This window comes from Hyphomicrobium nitrativorans NL23 (assembly GCF_000503895.1).
In the GTDB taxonomy this organism is placed as follows: domain Bacteria; phylum Pseudomonadota; class Alphaproteobacteria; order Rhizobiales; family Hyphomicrobiaceae; genus Hyphomicrobium_C; species Hyphomicrobium_C nitrativorans.
Genome location: NC_022997.1, coordinates 3,058,701 through 3,080,481, shown reverse-complemented (window position 1 = coordinate 3,080,481; position 21,781 = coordinate 3,058,701). Strand labels below are relative to the sequence as shown.

Annotated in this window: 23 protein-coding genes; 16 read left to right on the top strand and 7 right to left on the bottom strand. The window is 64.7% G+C overall.

Going from position 1 to position 21,781, the window contains the following annotated elements; genetic code table 11:
• Positions 1-44 precede the first annotated feature (44 nt).
• The 5 genes from W911_RS14455 to W911_RS14435 all read left to right on the top strand — a co-directional run bounded on the left by W911_RS14455 (position 45) and on the right by W911_RS14435 (position 4,743).
• Positions 45-590, top strand: coding sequence for a hypothetical protein (locus W911_RS14455; RefSeq protein WP_023788281.1), 546 nt, complete (start codon positions 45-47; stop codon positions 588-590).
• Between the two features lie 373 nt (positions 591-963).
• Positions 964-1,536, top strand: coding sequence for a ubiquinol-cytochrome c reductase iron-sulfur subunit (petA, locus tag W911_RS14450; RefSeq protein WP_023788280.1), 573 nt, complete (start codon positions 964-966; stop codon positions 1,534-1,536).
• Between the two features lie 14 nt (positions 1,537-1,550).
• The gene (locus tag W911_RS14445; RefSeq protein WP_023788279.1) at positions 1,551-2,828 is read left to right on the top strand and encodes a cytochrome b; all 1,278 of its coding nucleotides are present in this window, start codon (positions 1,551-1,553) and stop codon (positions 2,826-2,828) included.
• Between the two features lie 14 nt (positions 2,829-2,842).
• Positions 2,843-3,700, top strand: a complete 858-nt coding sequence (locus W911_RS14440; protein ID WP_023788278.1) for a cytochrome c1 — start codon at positions 2,843-2,845, stop codon at positions 3,698-3,700.
• Between the two features lie 167 nt (positions 3,701-3,867).
• Complete coding sequence (locus W911_RS14435) at positions 3,868-4,743, top strand: S-methyl-5'-thioadenosine phosphorylase (RefSeq protein WP_023788277.1); 876 nt, start codon at positions 3,868-3,870, stop codon at positions 4,741-4,743.
• Between the two features lie 17 nt (positions 4,744-4,760).
• Here the strand turns inward: W911_RS14435 and W911_RS14430 are convergent, their stop codons facing one another.
• Both W911_RS14430 and bfr read right to left on the bottom strand, forming a co-directional pair.
• A complete protein-coding gene (locus W911_RS14430; protein WP_023788276.1) occupies positions 4,761-5,156 on the bottom strand; it encodes a response regulator in 396 nt (131 codons plus the stop codon).
• 132 nt (positions 5,157-5,288) lie between these two features.
• Positions 5,289-5,780 (bottom strand): bacterioferritin, encoded by a 492-nt coding sequence (bfr, locus tag W911_RS14425; RefSeq protein ID WP_023788275.1) that lies wholly within the window; start codon positions 5,778-5,780, stop codon positions 5,289-5,291.
• A gap of 338 nt (positions 5,781-6,118) precedes the next feature.
• On the opposite strand from bfr, the gene W911_RS14420 reads away from it, so the two are divergent.
• The 6 genes from W911_RS14420 (at position 6,119) to W911_RS14395 (ending at position 11,929) form a co-directional block, all read left to right on the top strand.
• Positions 6,119-6,943 carry an alpha/beta hydrolase gene (locus tag W911_RS14420; protein ID WP_244438537.1) on the top strand — a complete coding sequence of 275 codons (825 nt, stop codon included), beginning with the start codon at positions 6,119-6,121 and terminating at the stop codon, positions 6,941-6,943.
• 152 nt (positions 6,944-7,095) lie between these two features.
• On the top strand, positions 7,096-7,704 hold the full coding sequence (locus W911_RS17520) for a hypothetical protein (protein WP_023788273.1): 609 nt from the start codon (positions 7,096-7,098) through the stop codon (positions 7,702-7,704).
• Positions 7,705-7,967: 263 nt separating this feature from the next.
• Positions 7,968-8,519, top strand: coding sequence for a hypothetical protein (locus W911_RS14410; protein ID WP_144083621.1), 552 nt, complete (start codon positions 7,968-7,970; stop codon positions 8,517-8,519).
• Positions 8,520-8,676: 157 nt separating this feature from the next.
• Entirely contained in the window at positions 8,677-9,855 is a 1,179-nt protein-coding gene (locus tag W911_RS14405; protein WP_023788271.1) for an ABC transporter permease, read from the top strand.
• 260 nt (positions 9,856-10,115) lie between these two features.
• Positions 10,116-10,886, top strand: coding sequence for an ABC transporter ATP-binding protein (locus tag W911_RS14400; protein ID WP_023788270.1), 771 nt, complete (start codon positions 10,116-10,118; stop codon positions 10,884-10,886).
• A 14-nt stretch (positions 10,887-10,900) separates the two neighbouring features.
• Positions 10,901-11,929: an HlyD family secretion protein gene (locus W911_RS14395; protein ID WP_023788269.1), complete on the top strand. Its 1,029-nt coding sequence runs from the start codon at positions 10,901-10,903 to the stop codon at positions 11,927-11,929.
• Between the two features lie 218 nt (positions 11,930-12,147).
• Here W911_RS14395 and W911_RS14390 read toward each other — a convergent pair whose 3' ends face one another.
• Positions 12,148-12,363, bottom strand: a complete 216-nt coding sequence (locus tag W911_RS14390; protein WP_144083620.1) for a hypothetical protein — start codon at positions 12,361-12,363, stop codon at positions 12,148-12,150.
• A 92-nt stretch (positions 12,364-12,455) separates the two neighbouring features.
• Here W911_RS14390 and W911_RS17515 point away from each other — a divergent pair, with 92 nt between their 5' ends.
• Entirely contained in the window at positions 12,456-12,905 is a 450-nt protein-coding gene (locus W911_RS17515) for a hypothetical protein (RefSeq protein ID WP_144083619.1), read from the top strand.
• A gap of 73 nt (positions 12,906-12,978) precedes the next feature.
• Here the strand turns inward: W911_RS17515 and W911_RS14380 are convergent, their stop codons facing one another.
• The 3 genes from W911_RS14380 to W911_RS14370 form a co-directional block, all read right to left on the bottom strand.
• On the bottom strand, positions 12,979-14,478 hold the full coding sequence (locus W911_RS14380) for an undecaprenyl-phosphate glucose phosphotransferase (RefSeq protein WP_041318901.1): 1,500 nt from the start codon (positions 14,476-14,478) through the stop codon (positions 12,979-12,981).
• A 205-nt stretch (positions 14,479-14,683) separates the two neighbouring features.
• Entirely contained in the window at positions 14,684-15,787 is a 1,104-nt protein-coding gene (locus W911_RS14375) for a glycosyltransferase (protein WP_041316614.1), read from the bottom strand.
• Between the two features lie 153 nt (positions 15,788-15,940).
• Positions 15,941-16,627, bottom strand: a complete 687-nt coding sequence (locus W911_RS14370) for a polysaccharide biosynthesis/export family protein (RefSeq protein WP_023788264.1) — start codon at positions 16,625-16,627, stop codon at positions 15,941-15,943.
• A 139-nt stretch (positions 16,628-16,766) separates the two neighbouring features.
• Here W911_RS14370 and W911_RS14365 point away from each other — a divergent pair, with 139 nt between their 5' ends.
• From W911_RS14365 to W911_RS14355, 3 genes are all read left to right on the top strand, one after another.
• Positions 16,767-18,614 (top strand): GumC family protein, encoded by a 1,848-nt coding sequence (locus W911_RS14365; RefSeq protein ID WP_051388565.1) that lies wholly within the window; start codon positions 16,767-16,769, stop codon positions 18,612-18,614.
• A gap of 2 nt (positions 18,615-18,616) precedes the next feature.
• Positions 18,617-19,090 carry a P-loop NTPase family protein gene (locus tag W911_RS14360; RefSeq protein WP_144083618.1) on the top strand — a complete coding sequence of 158 codons (474 nt, stop codon included), beginning with the start codon at positions 18,617-18,619 and terminating at the stop codon, positions 19,088-19,090.
• Between the two features lie 123 nt (positions 19,091-19,213).
• Positions 19,214-20,338, top strand: coding sequence for a polysaccharide deacetylase family protein (locus tag W911_RS14355; RefSeq protein ID WP_023788263.1), 1,125 nt, complete (start codon positions 19,214-19,216; stop codon positions 20,336-20,338).
• On the opposite strand, the gene W911_RS14350 is transcribed toward W911_RS14355, so the two are convergent.
• Positions 20,262-20,516, bottom strand: a complete 255-nt coding sequence (locus W911_RS14350) for a DUF2842 domain-containing protein (RefSeq protein ID WP_023788262.1) — start codon at positions 20,514-20,516, stop codon at positions 20,262-20,264. The genes W911_RS14355 and W911_RS14350 overlap by 77 nt on opposite strands.
• A gap of 108 nt (positions 20,517-20,624) precedes the next feature.
• Here W911_RS14350 and W911_RS14345 point away from each other — a divergent pair, with 108 nt between their 5' ends.
• On the top strand, positions 20,625-21,773 hold the full coding sequence (locus W911_RS14345; protein ID WP_244438536.1) for a COX15/CtaA family protein: 1,149 nt from the start codon (positions 20,625-20,627) through the stop codon (positions 21,771-21,773).
• The last annotated feature ends 8 nt before the right edge of the window (positions 21,774-21,781 follow it).

Genomic DNA, 21,781 nt, shown 5'->3' with positions numbered 1-21,781 from the left:
CGTTGTTGAAAAGGGGAATCGGGAATCCACCCCAAGGGGGCCTTATGAACCGTCTGCAAAAGCTCGTCGCGCAGAGCTGGTCTTGCGCCGCCGTCGTTCTCGCGATGGCCCTGCTCGGCGCAACGGCGGCACCGGCCGTGGACGGCGCAGCACCTTCGCCCCCGGATGCAACCGCGAGCCCCTTCGCGAATCTCGCGGGATGGTGGGGCGGCAGGGGGCGCATCCGCTTCACGGACGGCAAGACGGAAGATGTGCGGTGCCGCGCGACGTACTTCGTCGAGGGCGAAGGCAACGCGCTGCGCCAGAACATTCGTTGCGCGTCGCAGAGCGGCAAGATCGAGCTGAAAAGCGCAGTGCGCCATACCGAGGGCGCGATCTCCGGTGAATGGAGCGAGGACGTCTACAACGTGCGTGGCAGCCTCGACGGCAGCGTGACGCCGCACGGCTTCCGCGTCGGCGTTCAGAGTGCGGACGGTGGAACGCTCAGCGCCAATATGGACATCATCGTCAAAGACACGCGTCAGATGGTGGAGATTCAGTTTTTCAGCGAAACGCTCGTCGGCCTGACGCTCCTGCTCGAAAAGGGCTGATTGTCCGCGGTAGTCGTTTTTCCGACTCCAGAGGCCGGAATATTGTGCGCCACTTTGCCCCGCGGCGCCTCGAAGGCGTGCCCTTGAGCACCCCTGCAAACGATGCCAGAACAAAAGTCGAGCGGCGGGCCCGTCGGGATGAGGCTGTCGAATGTCTGCATTTCGCGCTTGAGATCGCAGTCGCGCGCCTTGCGGAGCAGGCAGGCCTCGGTTAAGTGCTGTCGTACCTGCTTGGCCCAAGATTTTTCGCAGCATTGATGCGTGTTCAACGGTGAACCGCACCGGAGGCGAAAACACTAGAGCGGGGCTGACCAAGGTCAATTCCCTGCAGGGTGCGTCGCGAGTACAACATCCTCGAAATTTGGAGGGCCACGTGGCAAGCGAAGTCGAAGACGTCAATCGCCGCGATTTTCTGGTGATCGCCGGGAACGCGTTCGTGGCCGTGGGAGCGGCCGTCACCCTGTGGCCGTTCGTTGCGCAGATGAATCCCGACGCCGGCGCTCAGGCTCTGGCCTCCATCGAGGTGGACCTGTCGCCGATCCAGCAGGGGCAGGCGGTCACTGTGATGTGGCGCGGCAAGCCGGTCTTCATCCGCAACCGCACGCCCGAAGAGATCGAGACGGCCGAGGCCGACAAGCTCGACGATTTGCCGGATCGCTCCGCCCGCAACGAGTTGCTCCCCGAAGCGACGCCCGCCACCGACGCAAATCGCGTGAAGGAGGGCCACGCCAATTGGCTGGTTCTCGTCGGTATCTGTACGCACCTCGGGTGTATCCCGAAGGGACAGGCGATGGGTGACGCAAAGGGCGAGTTCGGCGGCTGGTTCTGCCCCTGCCACGGTTCGCACTACGATACGTCAGGCCGCATTCGTAAGGGCCCGGCGCCGCGCAACCTCGATGTGCCGCCTTACGAGTTCGTCTCTGACACAAAAATCAAGATCGGCTAAGGGGGCAGCGTCGGATGGACCATACGTCGAGCTACGAGCCGCAAACGAAATTCGGCAAATGGTGGGATGACCGTCTTCCCGTCGCACGCCTTGCCCACGGGCAGTTCGTTGCTTTCCCCACGCCGCGCAATCTCAACTACTGGTGGACCTTCGGCGGCATCCTGACGTTTTTCCTCGCCTCGCAGATCGTGACGGGCATCGTGCTTGCGATGCACTATCAGCCGAGCGGGGCCGAAGCGTTCAACTCGGTGGAGGCGATCCGCCGCGACGTGAACTTCGGCTGGCTGATCCGCAACCTGCACGCGGTCGGCGCCTCGATGTTCTTCATCGCCGTCTACATTCACATCTTTCGCGGCCTCTATTACGGCTCCTACAAGGCGCCGCGCGAGGTGCTGTGGATCCTGGGTGTGCTCATATTCCTGGCCATGATGGCGACGGCCTTCATGGGCTACGCGCTTCCCTGGGGCCAGATGAGCTTCTGGGGCGTGACGGTCATCACCAACCTGTTCTCGTCCGTCAACGAGATCATCCCTGGCCTCGGCACCGCCATCGTCGAGTGGCTGTGGGGTGGCTTCGCCGTCTCCGGCACGACGCTGAACCGCTTCTTCGCGCTTCACTATCTGCTGCCGTTCGTGATCGCGGGACTCGTGATTCTGCACATCTGGGCGCTGCACGTCGCGGGCCAGAACAACCCGACCGGCCTCGACATCAAGACCCGCGAAGACGCGGTCCCGATGTACCCTTACGCGGTGGCCAAGGATGCGGTGGGCCTCTTCGCGTTCCTCATCCTCTTCGCCTGGTTCGTGTTCTTCCTTCCGGATTACCTCGGCCACGCGGACAACTACATCGAAGCGGACCCGCTGGTGACGCCGCCGCACATCGTGCCGGAGTGGTACTTCCTGCCCTTCTACGCAATTCTCCGCGCGATCCCCTCCAAGCTCGGCGGCGTGATTGCCATGTTCGCCGCAATCGCGATCCTGGTCGTCGTGCCCTGGCTCGACACCAGCCGCGTGCGCTCGGCCAAGTACCGCCCGGTCTACAAGTGGTTTTTCTGGCTGCTCGTGATCTCGTGCCTTGCGCTCGGCTACCTCGGCGCCATGCCGGCAGAAGGCGCGTACGTCACCTGGTCGCGGATTTTCACGTTCTACTACTTCGCCCACTTCCTTCTGGTGATGCCGATTGTGGGCCTGATCGAGCGACCGCGACCATTGCCGCGCTCGATCTCGGAGTCCGTGTTGAAGAGTGGAGCGGGTGCGCCCGAGGGTGCCGCCGCGGCCCCAGAGACGCGCTGAGGGGAGAGACAACGATGCGTGTGACCAAAGCCTCTCTCGCTGCGCTGGCCTTTCTCTTCGGCGGAGCTCTCGCGACGCCGGCTCTCGCAGCCGGCGACGCCGTCCACATTGACCGTCAGGCCTGGAGCTTCTCGGGTTTCACCGGCCAGTTCGACCAGGCCCAGCTTCAGCGCGGCTTCCAGGTCTACAAGGACATCTGCGCGGCTTGCCATGGCCTCGACCGGGTACGCTTCCGCAACCTCTTCGAGGCCGGCGGACCGGAGTTCGACGAGGAGGCGGTGAAGGCGCTGGCCGCAAGCTGGCCGAACCAGATCACCGACGGGCCCGACGATCAGGGCAAGATGTTCGAGCGGCCCGCGCTTCAGTCCGATCCTGTCCGCGGTCCCTTCAAGAACAGCAACGAGGCGCGCGCGGCCAACAACGGCGCGCTCCCGCCGGATCTCTCGTTGATCGCCAAGGCCCGCACCACGCACTACACGGGCACATGGTGGGCGCATCCGTTCTCGATGTTGCGCGATATCGCGACCGGCTACCAGGAAGGCGGCGCGGATTATCTCTATGCCCTGCTGACGGGCTATCAGCCGGCCCCCGAAGGCTTCCATCTGGCGGAGGGCATGTCCTACAACGCCGCGTTCCCCGGCCACCAGTTCGCTATGCCGGAGATGCTGTCGAAGGACAGCTTCGTGACGTATCAGGACGGCACCGGCTCGCTCGATCAGAACGCGCGCGACGTTGCTGCTTTCCTTGCGTGGTCCGCAGATCCTTCGTTGAACGAGAGGAAGCGGATCGGCTGGCTGGTCATCCTCTATCTGATCGTGACCACGGGCCTGCTCTACGCCGGCAAGCGCCGCATCTGGGCGAAGGCGCACTGACGCGTATCGCAGAGAAACGGACAAAGAAGATGGGCTCCGTTCGCGGGGCCCTTTTCATATGCGCAAACGCGTCCATCCGCATGCGATGATTGCCCGCTTCAATCCGCAGAAGAACACTTGTACGGTTTCCCCGCACGTCGAGCCATGGCGATAGAAGGGAAGTTCGAATGACGAAAACGGTGCTCGGCATCATCGGCGGAAGCGGTTTTTACAACCTTCCCGGCATCGAAAACGCCCATTGGGAAAAGGTGATGACGCCGTGGGGTGCGCCGTCCGACGAGATCCTGTTTGCGGAGATCGCGGGCTTGCCCGTCCGCTTCCTGCCGCGCCACGGCCGCGGCCACCCCGTGCCGCCGTCCGCCATCAACTTCCGCGCCAACATCGACGCCCTGAAGCGCGCGGGCGTGACCGATCTCGTATCGATCTCGGCCTGCGGTTCGCTGCGTGAGGATCTGGCGCCGGGTCATTTCGTGCTCGTCGACCAATTCGTCGATCGTACCTTCGCGCGCGAGAAGAGCTTCTTCGGCCCCGGCCTCGTCGCGCACGTCTCCGTCGCCGACCCGGTGAGCCCGCTGCTGGTCGACGCCGTCGCGAAAGCAGCCGACGCGGCGGGCGTCGTCTACACGAAGGGCGGAACCTACCTCGTGATGGAAGGCCCGCAGTTCTCCACCCGGGCCGAAAGCTATCTCTATCGGAGTTGGGGCATGGATGTGATCGGCATGACCAACATGCCCGAAGCCAAGCTCGCGCGCGAAGCGGAGATCTGTTACGCGACCGTCGCCATGGTGACCGACTACGACTGCTGGCACGACGACCACGACGACGTGGATGTCGCATCCATCATCGCCGTCATGAAGAGCAACACGGAAAAGGCGCAGCGTCTCGTGACACGCCTCGCGCAGGATTTCCCGCGCGAGCATCCCGAATGCCCAATCGGCTCGGATCGGGCCCTCGACGTCGCGATCATCACCGCGCCCGAAGCACGCGACGCCTCTCTCGTGCGCAAGCTCGATGCGGTGGCCGGGCGCGTCCTCGGCGGATAGATCAACGAGAATGGCTGCTAAGGTTTGCCGGTCAGCGTTTCGATATAGTCGATGATGCGGCCCAGGTCGTACGGCTTGGGATAGAAGGCGTCGGCCACTTTCGAGACGCACCGCGGAGGCGGGCGTCCGGACGCGACGATGACCTTGGTCTCCGGCCACTGGGCGCGGACCATCCGCGCCAGCACCATGCCGTCGCGCGGGCCGGGCATCTGCACGTCCGTGATCAGGACATCCACCGGCGCGCCGGCGGCCAGAACGATCTCGGCCTCGGCCGTGCTGCCGGCTTCGAGAACCTGGAAACCCGCCGCGTCCAGCTCCGACGCAAGCGCGTAGCGGAGCAGCGGCTCGTCCTCGACCACCAGCACGGTCGCAGGGCTCTCGTCCTCGGTACGGGTGCTAAGTTTCTTTGCCATCATCATTTTCACCTTTGGAGCAACGTGGCCCCTAGGTGAAAGTTCCGGCCGTGAAAGACAGGGAGAAAGACTGTTGCGGACCGGGGATACGCGGAGAGCGTGTCCTCCCTCCGCGCCTCGATCCGACAGTGCTCAGTGGCCCTCGACCTCGTTGGCCGGGTCGGCCTGGAGCAGGCCGTAGTTCTCGATGCCGATCCGCGAGATCAGGTCGAGCTGGGTATCGATGAAGTCGATGTGCCCTTCCTCGTCCTTGATGAGATCTTCGAACAACGCCATCGTCACGTAATCCTTGGCGGCCCGGCAGATGTCGCGCCCGCGGATGTAGGTCTCGTGCGCGATCTTTTCGCCCTTGAGATCGCATTCGAGAACTTCCGTGAGGTTCTCGCCGATCATCAGCGGTGCCACGTACTGAAGGTTGGGGTGTCCTTCGAGGAAGATGATGCGTTCGACCAGACGGTCCGCATGCTGCATTTCCTCGATGGATTCGGCGCGCTCCTTCTTGGCGAGCTTCGTAAAGCCCCAGTTTTCCAAGAGCCGATAGTGCAGCCAATACTGGTTAACTGCGCCGAGCTCCAGCTTGAGCGCCTCGTTGAGGATTTCGATGACCTCGCTTTTGCCCTGCATGGGATCTCCCTTCACCGCCGGATCGAAATAAAAAGCCGTCCGCCTCCGGCCACCCGCCGAAAGCACTCATTAGAACAATTCTAAAATGGATTAAACCAGCCCCGCAGACAGGTCAAGCGCGATCCGCGGGGCCGTTGGACGAGACTGCCAGTTTTCCGCGAGGCCGCGCCAACATTCAAGCTGCCGTTGTCGGTTCCCATCGGTTTTTCGTGTCCCCGCCGGAACAGCGGCACAGATCCTGCTGACATAGCGTGCCCGGAAATGAAGTCGGGACACGATTGGGGTGTGTCATGCAGTCGAGTGAGAGGACATTCGGAACGGAGCGAGGACGCGTAGGCGTGCTGCTCATCCATGGGCTCTGCGGCTCGCCGGGTGAGATCCGCTTCGTCGCCAACGGCCTCGTCAGGGAAGGCTACGAGGTCGTCACCCCGACGCTCGCCGGTCATGGCGGGAGCGAGGCCGATCTCGTGGCGACCACCTGGCAGGACTGGTACGCGAGCGCCGAGAAGGGCCTCGAAGAGCTGCACGCAACCTGCGACACGGTGATCGTGGGCGGGCTCTCCACCGGTGCCGTCCTCAGCCTCATGCTGGCCGCCCGCCACCCCGATAAAGTCCAGGGCGTGGCCCTTTATTCGCCCACCCTGTGGCTGAGCGGCCGTCAGGTCCCCTGGTATGTGCCGCTGTTCCGCCTGATCGACAGCAAGAAGGTCGCCAACCTGTTCCGGTTTCCGGTGCCGGTGCACGTCGGCATCAAGGACCAGCGCATCCGCGACTTTATCCGCAGCGCGATGGCGTCCGGCGGCGGAACGAAGGCGGCCCAGGTCTCGACGCCGGGCGGCGCGGTGCTTGAGCGCCGCCGCCTGGCCGATGTGGTCATTCGCGAACTCGATGCGGTGACGCAGCCTGTCCTGATCGTCCATGCGCGCGACGACGACTACGCTGGCCTCGACAACGCCACGTATCTGCAACGCAAGATTGCAGGCCCCGTCGATCTCGTGGTGCTCGACGACAGCTTTCATATGGTGACCATCGACCGGGAGCGGCACACCGTGCTGGCGCGCACGGCGGCCTTCGTGGCGCGGATCGCGGGAGCCGTTGCAGGACGCCGCGATGACGCGAGTGTCGAGAACGCCTGTGCCGAACTGGTCCAGTCGGCAGCCTGAGACCGCGCCCCGAACCAAGATCGAGAATTTTTGCAGGTGTTTCGCCCGGAACAGCGGTCCGGGCGGCGTCCCGTCATTGTGAGCTTCAAGAGATCACGACGGCACCCGCTGGGCCGCACCTGAAACACAACGAGTTCAAAGGAGAGACGACCATGGCCACGAAGCTCACCATCGCCGCAATCGCCGCCACCGTTATCGCCAGCCTGGCAGTCACCCCGGCCGCCAACGCAGGCAGCCGTGGCATCGGCATCGGCCTTGGCATCCTGGCAGTCGGCGCCATCGCCCATTCTGCACACCAGGCGAAGAAGGCGGATCGCGCCCGCGCCAAGGCCCATGCTCGTTCTCAGGCCAAGGCGAAAGCACGTGCTCAGGCACAAGCGCAAGCCAGGGCGAAAGCCCGCGCGCAGGCTCAGGCCAAGGCAAAAGCCCAGGCTGCCGCAGCAGCCAAGCGTCAGCAGGCCATCGCCGCCGCTGAGAAGGCGAAAGCCGCCGACGAGAATTGGATCGAGCAGGACGAGGTGGCCAGCGAAACGACCACGAACGATAAGCCGAGCACGTACGTCGCCGCCCCGTCGAGTTCCGCAGCCCTCACGCAGGTCGACGTGGCCCGCGACAGCGCAACCGCAACGACTGAGCCGGTTGTGTCGGAAACCACCGAGCAGGCGCCCGCAACTGTCGCCGCCGCACCTGAGAACACCGCGCCCGAAACGTGCAAGCGCTACCTGCCGACATTGGGCGTCGCGGTCTCGGTCGGCTGCTGAACGCACGACACCGAACGTGTCAGGAAAGAGCAAGCCGGCCCCGGAACAGGGGCCGGCTTTTTCGTGTGATGCGCGCGATCGGGAAGCTTAAGCCGGCGTCAGCCGCACGCATCATCTCCTTGGCATCCGTGAACGATTTACTCGCGCGATTGTTACGCGCGGAACTGCTCCGCACCCATTCAGCGCGCACGGTGACATCGGATCGTAGCGACGCCGGACATGCGTGCTGGCCCGCGCGTCACCTGACGCCGAAGGAGAGTTTCATGATCACGAAGTTCGCTGCCCTCGCCACCATCCTTGCAGCAGGAGTGGCGGTTGCCCCGGCGGCCGATGCGGCAGGCGGTGTCCGTCTTGGCTTCGGCGGCCCGCTCGGAACCTTCACGGCGACCCCGTCGAAGGGTGCCGCGTCGCGAGCCGTCCACGGTCCCCGTGTCGTACATGCCGGGCGCAAGTCTCGCGCGCGCGCACCCGTTCGCGAAGCTGCAAAAAAGCCCGAAAAACTTGCCCGAATTGCGTCCGCCGAGCGCGCACCGCGCGAGGTCGTGGCGAAGGCCGACATTACAAGCAACCGTGTCGCACCGCTCACGGGCAGCTCCGCCCTGATCCAGTCGGCATTGCCCGATAGGGAGGCTCAAGAGATGCCGGCGCAAACCGGCACTGGCGCGACGGCCGAAGCTCCCGCCGAACGGAAACCGACGGCAGACACCGAGGCGACGGAATCGGGGCCCGCTCAAGAGGCAGCCCGAGGGACGGCAACGTGCTCGAAGTTCATCCCCGCTGTCGGCATGACCGTCACGGTGGCATGCGACGAATAGCGAACGACGACGGCGCGCGGAAAGGAAGCACCGAACGGAAAAGGCGCTTCCGGTGCGTTGACGGCGGGCCCGAATAATCGTCAGAAGTTCTCGACGGACGCTGGACGTGGCACCCGGTTCAGCGCACAACTCGTGCGTTGCCTGAGCGGAGAGGGACATGAGCAAGAGGAACGCAGCGGCTGGCAAGGGGAAGGTCATAAAGATGGCCCCCAAGATCGCCTACCGGAACCTCTTTCACGACAGGATGAGCTTGATCGTCACCCTGGTCGGCATCGTCTTTTCGGTGGTCCTCGTGGCCATCGAGGTGGGCCTCTACAAGGGATCCGAGAACAAGATTGCGACCGTCCTCGACAAAGCGCCCGCCGACTTGTGGATCGTGCCCTACGGCACCAAAAGCTTCGACGATCCCTCGCTCCTGATCGGCCATGAGAAGTATGCGGCGCTTTCGACGCCGGGCGTGCAATACGCCGAGGACATGATCGTGAGTTTCTCGTCGTGGCGTAAGCCGGCTGGCGGCAAGAAGTCGTTTATCCTGATCGGTCTCGATTGGCCGAACGGCGGAACGCGCCCGTGGAGTCTTGAGGAAGGCGCGGTAGAGGATCTGCAATTGCCGAACGCCGTCGCCGTCGATCGCTCCTACTTCGAGGATCTCGGCATAGAAGGCCGAGGCGATTATGCCGAGATCAACAATCACCGCATTCAGGTGACGGCCGTCACGAAGGGTATCCGCTCGTTCACGACGCTGCCCTATATCTTCACGCCCATCACGACGGCCCGCAAGTTTGTGGGCGCAAGCGCCGTGCAGGCCACCTACGTTCTTGTGCGATTGGAAAAAGGCGCCGACGTGAACGCTGTGCGCCAGGCGCTCGAAACGCGGCTCACGGGCGCCGAGGTGCTGACCCACGACGAGTTCACGCGCCGCTCGATCAACTACTGGATGTTCTCGACGGGTGCCGGTCTCGCCCTCATCACGGGCATGGTGCTCGGCGCCATCGTCGGTGTCGTTATCGTCGCCCAGACGCTCTATGCAAGCACCAAGGACCACTTGAACGAGTTCGCGACGCTGCGCGCGCTTGGCGCATCCGCGAGCTACATTCACGCCGTCATTTTGATCCAGGCTCTGTTGAGCGCGGTGCTCGGCTACGCGGCGGGTATGCTGTTGGCGATGCTCGCGATCTACCGGCTCTCCATAAGAGTGCCGACATTGACCATCGTGATGACGCCGACCATTGCCGCCTATCTGTTCGCATTGACGGTCGGAATGTGCGTCTTCGCGGCCATCACGGCGATCCGCAAAGTGACGCGCATCGATCCGGCGGGCGTCTTCAACAGATGAGGACGGGAGCTGATCGAGGCGACGCATACGGAAGCGCTTGCATCGGACAGTGCTGGAAGCGCTTGCATCGGAAATGGCGGCTGCGTAGCGTCGGCGCGAACATGATCCGTTGAGGGAGGAATTGAGAACCCACCCTAAGCGGAAAAGCGAGTGTCTGTGCCGGGCGGAACAGACGCGCTCCGCGCAGAATGAGATGAACGAGAGACAAGACGGAGTGCGCCGGGATGACGGCCGCGCGTTGGATTCGGGAGATGTCGTGAATGTCGAAGACGAAAGCATCATCGAGCGGGCCGCGCCCTCTCCTTGAGGCGCAAAACATCACAAAGTCGATCGACACCGGAGCCGGCGTTCTGCACATCCTGAAGGGGGTCAGCATGGATCTGCGCCCCGGCGAACTGACGCTGCTCATGGGCCCCTCGGGCAGCGGCAAGACGACCCTGCTCTCTATTCTCGGCTGCATCCTCACCGCAACCAGCGGAGAACTGCACCTCGCGGGCCATCAGGCCGTTGGCCTCTCGTCGGAGGATCTGGCGGAGATCCGCCGCCTCCACATCGGTTTCGTGTTTCAGAGCTACAACCTGTTCCCCACGCTCACCGCGCTTGAGAACGTGCTCGTCGCGCTCGACGTACGCGACGCCCGCTCTGCCGATCCGATGGAGACGGCGGCCGAAGCGTTGAGGGCGGTTGGGCTCGGTCATCGCCTCAACAATTATCCGTCGAAGCTTTCCGGCGGCGAGAAGCAGCGCGTTGCGATTGCGCGCTCGCTCGCTGGCCGCCCGTCCGTCGTGCTTGCCGACGAGCCGACGGCGGCCCTCGACAGCGAGAACGGCAAGGCCGTGATGGAGCTGCTCTCCGAGGTTGCGAAAGACCCGACGCGCGCCGTGATGGCCGTGACGCACGACCACCGCACGCTGCATTACGCAGACCGCATCATCACCATTGAGGACGGGCGCATCGTCGGCGACGAACGCCCTCCCAAAAACGGGCCGGGCCAAGGCGCCCCTTCGAAATCTAAAGACGTTGCAGCTTGAGAAAGACGACCGCCATGCTGAAGCCCACCCATCTCGCGATTCTACTCCTCCTGGCCGGAGCCGGCGGCTATCTCGCCTACGACAAATTCCGCAATGCCAATGCGGAGGATGATGAGGTCGTGGTCGTGCCCAAGGACTATGTGGTCGCCGCTCCTGGCCGCGTCGAACCCCGATCCGGAGAAATTCGCCTCGGTGCGTCCTACCTCGGCCGCGTGGAAGAGGTGATGGTGAAGGTGGACGACAAGGTCGAGGAGGGCGAGCTTCTGCTCCGTCTCGACGACGCCGAAGCCCGCGCCAAGCTGGCGTCCGCCGAGACCGAGGCCGAAGCGCTTCGCGAGGATCGCGAGAAGGCTTTCGCGTCCGGCCGCGAGGATGTGCGCAAGGCGGAAGATGCGATCTACTCGGCCGAGCGCGCGGTCACGGGCGCGCGCATCGAGCTCGACTACGCGATCTCCGCGCGTCGCGTCGGAACGGGCAGCGAGACGGCCGTCAGCGACGCGCGCCGACGCCTCAAGGACGCGCACGACCGCCTGGAGCGCGAGCGCATCGCCTACGTGAAGGCGCAGTCGAAAGCCAACTTGCCGGCCCCGAGCCGCGCGGAATCCGCCGTCAGCGCCGCCCGCGCCGAAGTGCGTATGGCCGAGGCCCTGCTCGACAAAACGCGCATCCGCGCGCCGGTGGCCGGGACGATCCTGCAGGTCAATGCCAAGCAGGGTGAGATCGTCGCGCCGTCGCCTGAAGTCCCGCTCGTCGTACTCGGCGACATGAGCGTGCTCCGGGTGAAGGCCGAGGTCGACGAGGGCGACGTCGGCAAGATCTCCGTCAATCAGACCGCCTACGTCACGAGCATCAGCCGCCCCGGCGAGCGGTTCGAAGGGCGTGTGACCAGCATCGCGCCGACCCTCGGCGGGGCCCGCATCGGCCCGCGCGGCCCCCTCCGTCCGAACGACGTCGAGGTCATGGAGGTGATCTTGGAATTGCAGGGGACGGCCGCGGCGTTGAAGCCTGGCATGCGGGTAGACGCCTTTTTTCGTGAGAACTGAGCCCGCGCCGCCTCTGTCTCCCCATCGGCGGGTCCGCCTCGGCGCGTTCGCGCGGCCAGCCCCGAAAACAAAGGGCGTTCAGACCGCAGAACATCGGCTGTGACGCCGAGAAGGCCGCCCGAAAGGGTGGCCTTTTCTACGGACAAATGTTCGCAGGTCGGTTGACAGCGTTGAAAAGATTAGGAATGTTCCGGCTGGAACAGCGCATGGCGCGCATTTCAGGCACCGTCCGACACATCGCCGCTGACTGCGGCTTCGGCCCCTGAGATGTGGAGCGTGCCATGCAAGGCCATATCACCAAGTTTCACGAGAGTATCGGGTTTGGCATCATCAACGCGACCGACGGGCGCAAATATCGCTTTTCGGGGTCGGATATCCAAAACCCAAACGGCCGTTTGGTCGGTCTCGACGTGGATTTTGTCATCGAATCGCATAGTCCCCATCCTCGGGACATCATCTTGTTGCATGGGTCGCCCTGGGCCGTCTTCGGCGCAGCTCGCCCTGCAGGAAAGCGGAGTTAGCCGCCATGTCTAGGCAAGCAGTGATCGAAACCGTACCGGGCGGCGCCGTGGACGCGAGCGACGTGCCGCGCGTCGGCGCCCGCGAGCTTGCCCTCGCCCTCAAGATCCTGTCGTCGGGCAACGGCCTGCTTTTGCCGTCTGTCACGCTGTCCGACGACGATCTCCGCCGCGTCGAGCAGGATTTTTGGCAGATCTCGCCCCGCGCGCGCGTCCGCAAGGTGGCCGTATTGCTGCGCTTCCGCAGTTTCCTGATGGCGTGCCAGTCGCGCCACGTGAGCGATCTCATCGCCCGCCATGGCCAGCAGGCACTGGTTTCCGCGCTCGAAGCAGCCGCCCACATGCGCCTCAACGCCAAGTGGGGCTTCAATCCGCACAAGATGGCTCGCGCCATCAGCGAGACGCTCGCCGCCGCGGCCGAAGGCTATCGCACCGAAGGCCAGGCGGTTCCCGCCTGATCGAACACGTTTGATCGGAGTTACAGTTTTCAGCCCCGCACGCGCATGCCGCTGCGGGGCTTTTCCTTGCGGTTCAGTACGCGTTCTCGGATTTGAACAGCGCGATCGGCGTCATCGCCAGAATGTAGAGATCGAAGAACACAGACCAATTGTCGATGTAGTAGAGATCGTGCTCCACGCGCTGCTCGATCTTCTCCTCGGTGTCCGTTTCGCCTCGCCAGCCGCGGATCTGCGCCCAGCCGGTGATGCCGGGTTTCACCTTGTGGCGCGCGTAATAGCGCGAGACGACCTCGTTATAGAGCCGGTTCTGCGCCTTGGCCGAGACGGCGTGCGGGCGCGGGCCGACGAGCGACAGATCGCCCTTGAGAACGTTGAAGAGCTGCGGCAGCTCGTCGAGGCTTGTCTTGCGGATGAAGCGCCCGACACGCGTGACGCGAGGGTCGCCTTTGGTGACGAGCCGGCCCGCATCGTGGTCGGTCATGTCCGCATGCATGGAGCGAAACTTGAAAACCTCGATCAGCTCGTTGTTGAAGCCGTAGCGGCGCTGCCGGAAAAACACAGGCCCGCGGGAGTCGAGCTTGATCGCGGCAGCGACCAGCAACATGACGGGCGCGAGCGTCATCACGGCCGCGAGCCCGATGGACTTGTCGAACAGCCATTTGACAACATAGCCCCAATCCGCGATCGGCCGGTCGTAGAGATCGAGCATGGCGACGGAGCCGACGTGCGAATAGAGGCGCGGCGCGAGCCTGAGCTGCATCGCGCCCGCAGGCAGGCGAATGTCTGCGGGCAGCACCGAAAGCCGGCTCGCCACGTCATGCAGGCGCCGCTCGCCGGCGAAGGGAATGGAAACGATGACGAGATCGACCCGTGCGGCGCGCGCCGTTTCGAGCAATTCGTCGAGCGTGCCAAGCCGCGATGCGGCGCTCGTGGAAGGGACGCCGCGTGCGGCGCTGCGGTCGTCGAACACGCCGACCACGCGGATTTCCGATCCTTGCTCGTTTTCGAGCGTGTGCAGAAGATCGTCTGTCAGTGCGCCGGTTCCGTAGATGACGGCCCGGCGCACGAGGCGTCCCGAGGCACGGAGACGGGCCAGCACGAGGCTGAGAACGCCGCGTTCGAGTGCGAACGCCGCACCGCCCGCGACCAGCCAGATGGCGAGCCATACACGCGAGAGCTCGGGGCCGGCCTTGAGAAAGAAGATCAACACGCCGGCGGCGGCAAGCGAGGCGCTCCATCCCAGCATGAGACGCGGCAGGTTGATCGGAAAAGCCGCCAGCGCGCGCATGGAGTAGAGGCCGAGCAGGTCGAACGTGAGCAGGGCGACGAGCGCCGCGATGACGATCACGGTGCCGTAGAGAAGCGTTGCCGTAACGACCTCGGCGCCGACGTAGAGGATGGCGAGGGCGAAACCCGAGAGAACGGCGATCGCAAAATCCGCGAAGCGGACGAGACCGACCACGACCACCGGAGAGAGAAGATCTATTTTTCCGCTCGACTGCAAACGCGCGGGCGCCTTCGGCACGATCTGGACGAGCGGGGAAGTGGGCGAAGTCGGGACATTCGGCAGCATGGCGTGGCTCATAATGCGACAGACCCCAGCTATTCGGGGCCGATGCTCACATCGAGTGCAGCGGCCATGCCACACGAGGCGCGCCCCGTTGGCCACGCATGCCGAACGCTGCGATCCTTAACGAAGTGTAAATGCGGGAAGGGGAGGATGGGGGAAGAGCCTGCCGTCGTCCGGCGGTGAGCGTTAAGCGCGTGGGGCTTGAGCCTTACGCGCGCCGTTCCACGCTTCTGTAGAAGTCGAGCACGGCGTCCGTCATCGCGCCGACTGTGAACCGGCGCTGGACCGCGGCGCGCAGCTCCTCGGCGCGCGCGCGCGCGCCGTCGGGATCGTCGAGCACGCTCTCCATTGCACGCACGAGGTCGGGGACGGAGCGGGGCGGGATCAGCGGCACCTGCGTGCCGACCACGATCTCGGGAATGCCGCCGACGGATGTTGCGATGAGTGGCTTACCGGCCGCCCCGGCTTCGAGAACGATGTAGGGAAAGCTCTCGGCGCGGGACGGAACGACGAGGGCCCGCCCCAACGGAAATGCGGCCTCGGCGGGCATCGCGCCCGGAAATGTCACATAGCTGTCAAGCCCGAGCCGCGACGCTTCCGCCTTGAAGGCGTCGCCATCCGGCCCGGCGCCGACGATTGCCGCGCGAACGGGCCGATTGCCGATGACCTCGGCGAGCGCCTTGAGCAATTCGTCCACGCCCTTCAGCGCACGAAGCTCACCGATGAATAGAAAGTCCGCGGCATCGGGCAGAGGCGGGGTCCCGATGAAGTCGCGCGGCTGCAAGCCGTTTGGAATGACACGGCGAGGCGCGCCATGTTCGCCGGCAAGACGGACGTAAGCAAGCCGTGCGAAATCGGATTCGAAGATCAGTCCGTCCGTCAGCCGCCCCATGATGCGTTCGAGAATGCTGAAAACGGTGCCGGCCGCGGTGCCGGGCTTGTAATGCAGGCTCCCGCCGTGCGGCGTGTAGAACACACGCACGCGCCCGCGCGCCCCACGGAGAAACGGCCGCGCAAGCCGGGCGTAAGCGCCGCCCTTGGCGCCGTGACCGTGAAGCACGTCGAGATCGAGCCCATGCGCGAGCTTGCGTACGGCGCGCACCGCCGAAAAGTCGCCGATCCCCGGTTTCCGGCTCATGGGGATCAGCGAAAGCCCGAGCCGCAGGTGCGGCGCGATGGCGGCGAGCTTCTCGGCCGTCAGCCTATCGGTTGCGTTTCTGTCGGCGACGAGGCCGACGAAGTGGCCGCGCGTCGCCTGCTCCCCCGCGAGATCGAGTACGTGCCGGAAAAGCCCGCCGACGGGGGCCCGCATGACATGGAGAATTCGAAGTGGTTGCTGCGCGTCCGTCAATCGAGGGCGCTCCTCAGAGTGCTTCCGGAAAAGTGGGAACCGGTTTTCCGATAAGAAGCACGACAAGTAAAAAATCTAGAGCCGTTCTGCGAAGCAGAGACAACCATAACGGCTCTAGAAGAAGCGCTCGTTGACGTAGACCACGTCGCCCGGCTGGAGAGGATAGTCCCCCGGAGCCTCCATCTGGTCCACGATACCGTTCGCACGGCGCGTGATGCGGTAGCTGCGTGTGCTTGCGCGCTCGGAATAGCCGCCCGCGATGGCAATGGCGGTTTCGACCGTCATGCCGGAGACGAACGGATATTGGCCTGCCGCCTTGACTTCGCCGTAAATGAAGAACGGCCGGTTCTGAAGAACGTCGACCGTGACCTGCGGATCGCGCACGAATTCGGCGCCGAGCCGCCGGCGGATCGTTTCCTCGACGTTGCGCGTCGTCCGTCCACGTGCCTTGACGTCGCCAATAAGCGGCACTGTGATAAGGCCGTCATGATCGACGGCATAGGCGCGCGACAGGTTCGGCTGTCCGTAGACGAAAACCCGAAGCCGGTCGCCGGTGTCGAGCAGATAGGCTCCGCTCGGCTCGGGGGTGCCGTAAGCGGCCGGATGTACGGTCGGCGCACCCCACGTCACGTCCTCGCCCCCATATTGGCCCGAAAACTCGCGGTATTGGGGGCGGCCGCCGTGCTCGAAATTGTTCAGCGCCGCGGAGATCACGGTATCCGGATTATGCGCACACGCACCGAGCGCGAGCATCGCCGCACACGGCAGAATTCGGAACAGGGCTGTAAAGCGGATGCGCATGATCGACCGCTCGGACGGACTAGACATGCCCCCAGTGGTAGGGCCCCAGGGTTAAGAAAACCTAAGGATCCGCCCCTTAATGGGAAGCTTAAGGAAATTCTAACGCTGATCCCCTTATTCCAGTGTGGGATGCAAGCCGATGGCGGAACTGAAAGACATGGCCCACAACCGAGAGCGTAGCGACGATATCGACCTACGGTCGCTGTGGCAGACGGCGGTGAGAAGCTTGCCGCGGCTGATCGTGATCGGTCTCGTCCTGGGCGGTCTGACTTATGGCGCCCTGAGCCTGATCGCGCCGCGCTACACCTCCGAGACGCAGCTCGCCATCGAATCGAAGAGCACCGCCAACCCCTTCACCGACCCCTCTCGCGCAAACAACGACAGCGTCGCCGTGCGCATGGACCGTGAGGCCGTCAACACTCACGTGCGCGCGCTGATGTCGACGGATCTCGGCGAGCGGATCGTCCGCGAGATGCATCTTGCCGAGCTTCCGGAGTTCAACCCGCTCAAGGGCCCGCCGGATGCGATGAGCGCCCTTTTGAGGCGGATCGGGATAGGCAATCCACGGCCCGGCATCAGCGATCAGGATTGGGCGCTCGAAGCCTATTTCGAGCGCCTCGACGTTTACGCCGTGCGCGACAGCCGCTTCATCGGCGTTCGCTTCACGTCGATCGATCCCGAACTCGCAGCCGCGGTCGCAAACCGCATCGCGGAGACCTATCGTGAGCATCTGGCGCAGCAGAGCCTGACCGAGACCGGCGATGTGCAGCAGGCGCTCGCCCCAAAGATCGCGCGCCTTGCCGAAGAAGCGGCGGCGGCGGAAGCCGAGGTCGAGCGGTTCCGCGGCGAAGCCAATATCTTCAAGGGCGGTCAGCAGGCGACGGGCCTCAACGACCAGCAACTCGCCGAGTTGAATGCCGAGCTTTCCAAGATCAAGGCGGCCCGTAGCGAGGCCGAAGCGCGTGCCGATCAGGCCCGCGAGATGCAGAAGACCGGGAACTCCGAAGTTCTGGCCGACATCCAGAAATCGCCGCTGATCCAGAACCTCGTGCAGAGCCGCGTGCGCGTCGAGCGGCAGATCTCGGAGCTGTCGGCCACGCTGCTCCCCGGTCATCCGCGGATGCGCCAGCTCGCGGCGGATCGCGACGGCCTCAAGCGCCAGATCGCCACCGAGGTTGCGAAGATCGTCGATGGGTTGGGTAAGGAAGCCCGCGTGACCGCAGCGCGCGAAGACGCCGTCAGGAAGAGCATCGACGAGATCAAGGCACGCATCGTGAGTGCAGGGCCGGAGGAAGCCAAGCTCCGCAGCCTCGAAGCGGACGCGAAGTCGAAACGTGGCGAGCTGGATCGCCTGCGCGCCCAGTATGAGGCGAACCGTGTGCGCTCGGACGACAGCCGCACCATTCCCGTCGAAGCCCAGATCGTGTCGACCGCGCGTCCGTCGAGCACGCCCGTGTTCCCGAAGAAGGGAGCGAGCGCCGTGCCCGTCACCGTCGCAACGGTGCTGATCGGTCTCGCGTTGGTCGTGACACGTGGGCTGCTCTCGGGCACGGGCGTGGCGCAGGGCGGCAAGACCGCACGTATTCGCCGGCGGCGAGACATGGCTCCGCCGCCGCGGCTGCCGGAGTCCCCCTCGTCCGGGCCGCCCGGCGTTGGGGGCCGCCAGATCAAGCAGCAAACGCCTCCGGCGCGACGCACGCCGGAAAAGCAGGCCCCGCGGTCGGCCCCCCTCGCGGCGGATATGCCCGCCCCTGTGGTGGCGGAAGCGCCTGCCGCTGTGGCGCAACGCGCGGCGCCTGCCCAAGTGGCGCGCACGCCAATGGCGCTGGCGACGGTCGAAACGCCCCGGGCGATGGCCGAGCGGCTTGAGGCCATGCGCCAGTCGGGCCTGGGAGCGCGCGCACGCTGCTCGTCGGATCTGCCGACAGCTTCACACTGGCCGCCGAAGCCTCCGCGCTTGGCCGCGCGCTGGCCGACAAGAGCCTGACCGTGATGCTGATCGACTGGAGCCAGGATGCGTCGGGTATTTCGGAAGCGCTCGGCCAGCCGTCGTGGCCCGGCTTTTCGGAGCTGTTGGAGGGGCAGCTCGGCTTCGAGGACGTCGTCCGTGCGCTTGCCGACAGCGATGTGCAACTCATTCCGTCCGGCAAGAGTGTGGAAACGCGCGGAGAAGGCCTGGACGCCGACAGCCTCAACTTCGCGCTCGACGCGCTCGACGACGTTTACGAGCACATCATCGTTGTCGCGCGAACCGATGCGGGACGGGCGCTATTCGAGGCGATCGAGGGCCGCTTCGACAACGGCATCATGTTGGTCGACGCCGCGGCCGGCCAAGCGCCGCCGCCTGCCGGGTCGTTCCTCGGTTTCGAGGTCGATGGCATCTCGCTCTTCACGCTCAAGATGACGAAGGAAACGGAAGCGCCTCAGCGCCGTCCGCGCGCGGCTCTGACGCGGGCCGGATGACCCGGAGCTATCCGCAGAACGACGGAGGGGCGCGACCGCATTCGAAATATCGGGGATTTTAACGCCTTCGGAACCAACTTCTTTTTAGCTGATGGCCCTGGAAAAAAGGAGCCTGAGCGACCGATGAGCCGTAGAACGATCGGGATGATGCAGGCCGGTTTGACGGCTCTCCATGCGAGCCGTCTCGGTGCGCTGTGCGCGCCGCTGACACGCGGCAAGGGCATCGTTTTCACGCTGCACAGCGTGCATCCGGAACCGCCCTCGGCATTCGATCCCAACGGCATGTTGAGGATCGCACCGGAATTCCTCGAAACGACCATCCGGGTGGTGCGCGAGGCAGGCTATGACATCGTATCGCTGGACGAGGCCGCGCGCCGCCTTAAGGCAGACGACGAGAGCCGCCCCTTCGCGGCCTTCACGCTCGACGACGGGTATCGTGACAACCGCGACCACGCGTATCCGATCTTCAAGAAGCACGACGTCCCCTTCGCGATCTACGTGCCGGCCGACTATGCCGACGGCAAGGGCGACCTGTGGTGGTACGTCCTCGAAGAAGCGCTCCGCCAGGCCGACAGCCTCCAAATCGGGTTTGCGGGCGCGCTGCGCGGGTTCGATCTTTCGACGCCTGACGCCAAAACGCGCGCGTTCCGCGAGATCTATTGGCCGCTGCGCGATCTGCCCGAGCGTGAGCTGAGGGCAACCGTCCGCAAGATCGCGGAAGCCGTCGGCTACGACAGTTCCACGCTTTGCCGCGATCTCATTATGGATTGGGACGAGATCCGCGACTTGGCCGCCGACCCGCTGGTCACGATCGGAGCGCACACCTGCTCGCACTACGCCGTCGGAAAACTTTCCGAGGACGAGGCGAGGAAAGAAATCGCATCGAGCGTCGCCCGCATCGAGAAGGAGCTGAACCGCCCCTGCCGTCACTTCAGCTTCCCGTACGGCGATCCGGCAAGCTGCGGGCCGCGCGATTTTGCCCTCGCCGAGGAGCTAGGGCTCGAAACGGCTGTCACCACGCACAAGGACGTGCTGCGTGAGGCCTACCCGATGACGGGCCTTCCGCGCGTCTCGCTCAACGGCGGCTTCCAGGACGCGCGATACGTCGAAATCATGATGACGGGTTTGCCGTTTCAGCTCTTCGATACGGCGGCCTCCGCGTGGCGCGCCGTCAGGAAGCCTTTCCGGGGTCGGCCGCCCGCGGCCCAGATCCCGGCGGGTTCGCATCCGGGCGCTGCATCCACTTGATCAGCCACATAGCCGGCGGCAGCCAGGCCAGCCCGGCGATGGGGTAATACAGGATCTCGGCGAGCTTGCTCCCGCCCACCTGGAGCACCACGGCCACCATCATCGCAGCCAGCGCATACACGGCCAGAAACACCAGGAGCGCGATCGCGCCGACGAATTTGCGTTGCCGAATGGTCATGAGGCCGGGTCCGCTCCGTAAGGGCGCCGGATCATCGCATTGATCGGCGTGCGGCTTCGCCCTATCACATCCCCGCCCGCCGTGCCCGCCGAAAAGAGGATCCCTCGCGTGATCCCGGGTATCGCGGCTTTCCACGAAAACAGCGAACCCGAAAAGGGCGTCTCAAGGGATATGCGGGACATGGCGGTGAGCGGCACGGCGAAAGAGCGCGGCGGGGCGGTCGGATGGGGCCAGGGCTGGGATCAGGCCGTGGTGCTATGGCTTTGGGTGATTGCGGGCCTCGTGCTGGCCATGATCACCGTCGGCGGCGCGACCCGCCTCACCGATTCCGGGCTGTCGATCACCGAATGGCAGCCGATCCTCGGCACCATCCCGCCGCTCACGGAAGCGCAATGGCAGGAAGCGCTCGAAAAATACCGGCAGATCCCCCAGTACCAGCTCATCAACAAGGGCATGAGCCTGGAGGACTTCAAGTTCATCTTCTGGTGGGAATGGGGCCATCGCTTCCTCGGCCGCATCATCGGCCTCGCGTTTGCCTTGCCGCTGTTGGCGTTCTGGTTCGTCGGCGCGTTGAAGCCCGGCTACGGCGTGAAGTTCCTGGGCGTGCTCGCGCTGGGCGGCCTGCAGGGCGTCATCGGCTGGTACATGGTGAAGTCGGGCCTCGTGGACCGCGTGGATGTCAGCCAGTATCGCCTTGCGCTGCATCTCACGGTGGCGTTCGTCATCCTGGCGTGGGTGGTCTGGTTGGCGCTCGACCTCGCAAAGCCGTCGACGTCGACGGTGCTTCCGCGTATCGCAGCGCCGTCGCGCCTGCCCGGTCTGATCGTGGCGGTGCTGTTCGCACAGGTCGTGCTGGGTGCGTTCGTCGCGGGATTAAAAGGGGGGCTCGTCTACAACACGTGGCCGAGCATGAACGGAGCGTTCGTTCCCTACGATCTCTGGGCCATCGAGCCCTGGTATCTCAACCCGTTCGAAAACCCGGTGATGGCGCAGTTCAACCATCGCCTCGTCGCCTATGCCATCGCGGCGCTTGCGGCGTTGGAGCTGTGGCGGACGCTTCGCAATGTTGAGCGGTCCGGCGCGGAAACTCGTTCGGCAGTTCTGTTGATGGCGGGCGTGATGGCCCAGGTCGCGCTCGGCATTTGGACGCTGCTCGCGGCCGTGCCGATCGGCCTCGGCATCGTGCACCAGGCCGCCGCCGCGGTGCTGCTCGTCATCGCCGTGCGCCATCTGCACGTCGTTCGCCGCAGCGCGTGAGGCCGGCG

Bases quoted from the DNA above. Each gene is read 5' to 3' on its own strand.
- W911_RS14380 (WP_041318901.1), bottom strand. From the start codon at position 14,478: ATGCTGCCGAATGTCCCGACTTCGCCCACTTCCCCGCTCGTCCAGATC.
- W911_RS14395 (WP_023788269.1), top strand. From the start codon at position 10,901: ATGCTGAAGCCCACCCATCTCGCGATTCTACTCCTCCTGGCCGGAGCC.
- W911_RS14435 (WP_023788277.1), top strand. From the start codon at position 3,868: ATGACGAAAACGGTGCTCGGCATCATCGGCGGAAGCGGTTTTTACAAC.
- W911_RS14390 (WP_144083620.1), bottom strand. From the start codon at position 12,363: ATGCGATTCGATGACAAAATCCACGTCGAGACCGACCAAACGGCCGTT.
- W911_RS14370 (WP_023788264.1), bottom strand. From the start codon at position 16,627: ATGCGCATCCGCTTTACAGCCCTGTTCCGAATTCTGCCGTGTGCGGCG.
- W911_RS14400 (WP_023788270.1), top strand. From the start codon at position 10,116: ATGTCGAAGACGAAAGCATCATCGAGCGGGCCGCGCCCTCTCCTTGAG.
- W911_RS17515 (WP_144083619.1), top strand. From the start codon at position 12,456: ATGTCTAGGCAAGCAGTGATCGAAACCGTACCGGGCGGCGCCGTGGAC.
- W911_RS14455 (WP_023788281.1), top strand. From the start codon at position 45: ATGAACCGTCTGCAAAAGCTCGTCGCGCAGAGCTGGTCTTGCGCCGCC.
- W911_RS14375 (WP_041316614.1), bottom strand. From the start codon at position 15,787: ATGCGGGCCCCCGTCGGCGGGCTTTTCCGGCACGTACTCGATCTCGCG.
- W911_RS14440 (WP_023788278.1), top strand. From the start codon at position 2,843: ATGCGTGTGACCAAAGCCTCTCTCGCTGCGCTGGCCTTTCTCTTCGGC.
- bfr (WP_023788275.1), bottom strand. From the start codon at position 5,780: ATGCAGGGCAAAAGCGAGGTCATCGAAATCCTCAACGAGGCGCTCAAG.
- W911_RS14355 (WP_023788263.1), top strand. From the start codon at position 19,214: ATGAGCCGTAGAACGATCGGGATGATGCAGGCCGGTTTGACGGCTCTC.
- W911_RS14410 (WP_144083621.1), top strand. From the start codon at position 7,968: ATGATCACGAAGTTCGCTGCCCTCGCCACCATCCTTGCAGCAGGAGTG.
- W911_RS17520 (WP_023788273.1), top strand. From the start codon at position 7,096: ATGGCCACGAAGCTCACCATCGCCGCAATCGCCGCCACCGTTATCGCC.
- W911_RS14405 (WP_023788271.1), top strand. From the start codon at position 8,677: ATGAGCAAGAGGAACGCAGCGGCTGGCAAGGGGAAGGTCATAAAGATG.
- W911_RS14350 (WP_023788262.1), bottom strand. From the start codon at position 20,516: ATGACCATTCGGCAACGCAAATTCGTCGGCGCGATCGCGCTCCTGGTG.
- W911_RS14430 (WP_023788276.1), bottom strand. From the start codon at position 5,156: ATGGCAAAGAAACTTAGCACCCGTACCGAGGACGAGAGCCCTGCGACC.
- W911_RS14365 (WP_051388565.1), top strand. From the start codon at position 16,767: ATGGCGGAACTGAAAGACATGGCCCACAACCGAGAGCGTAGCGACGAT.
- W911_RS14445 (WP_023788279.1), top strand. From the start codon at position 1,551: ATGGACCATACGTCGAGCTACGAGCCGCAAACGAAATTCGGCAAATGG.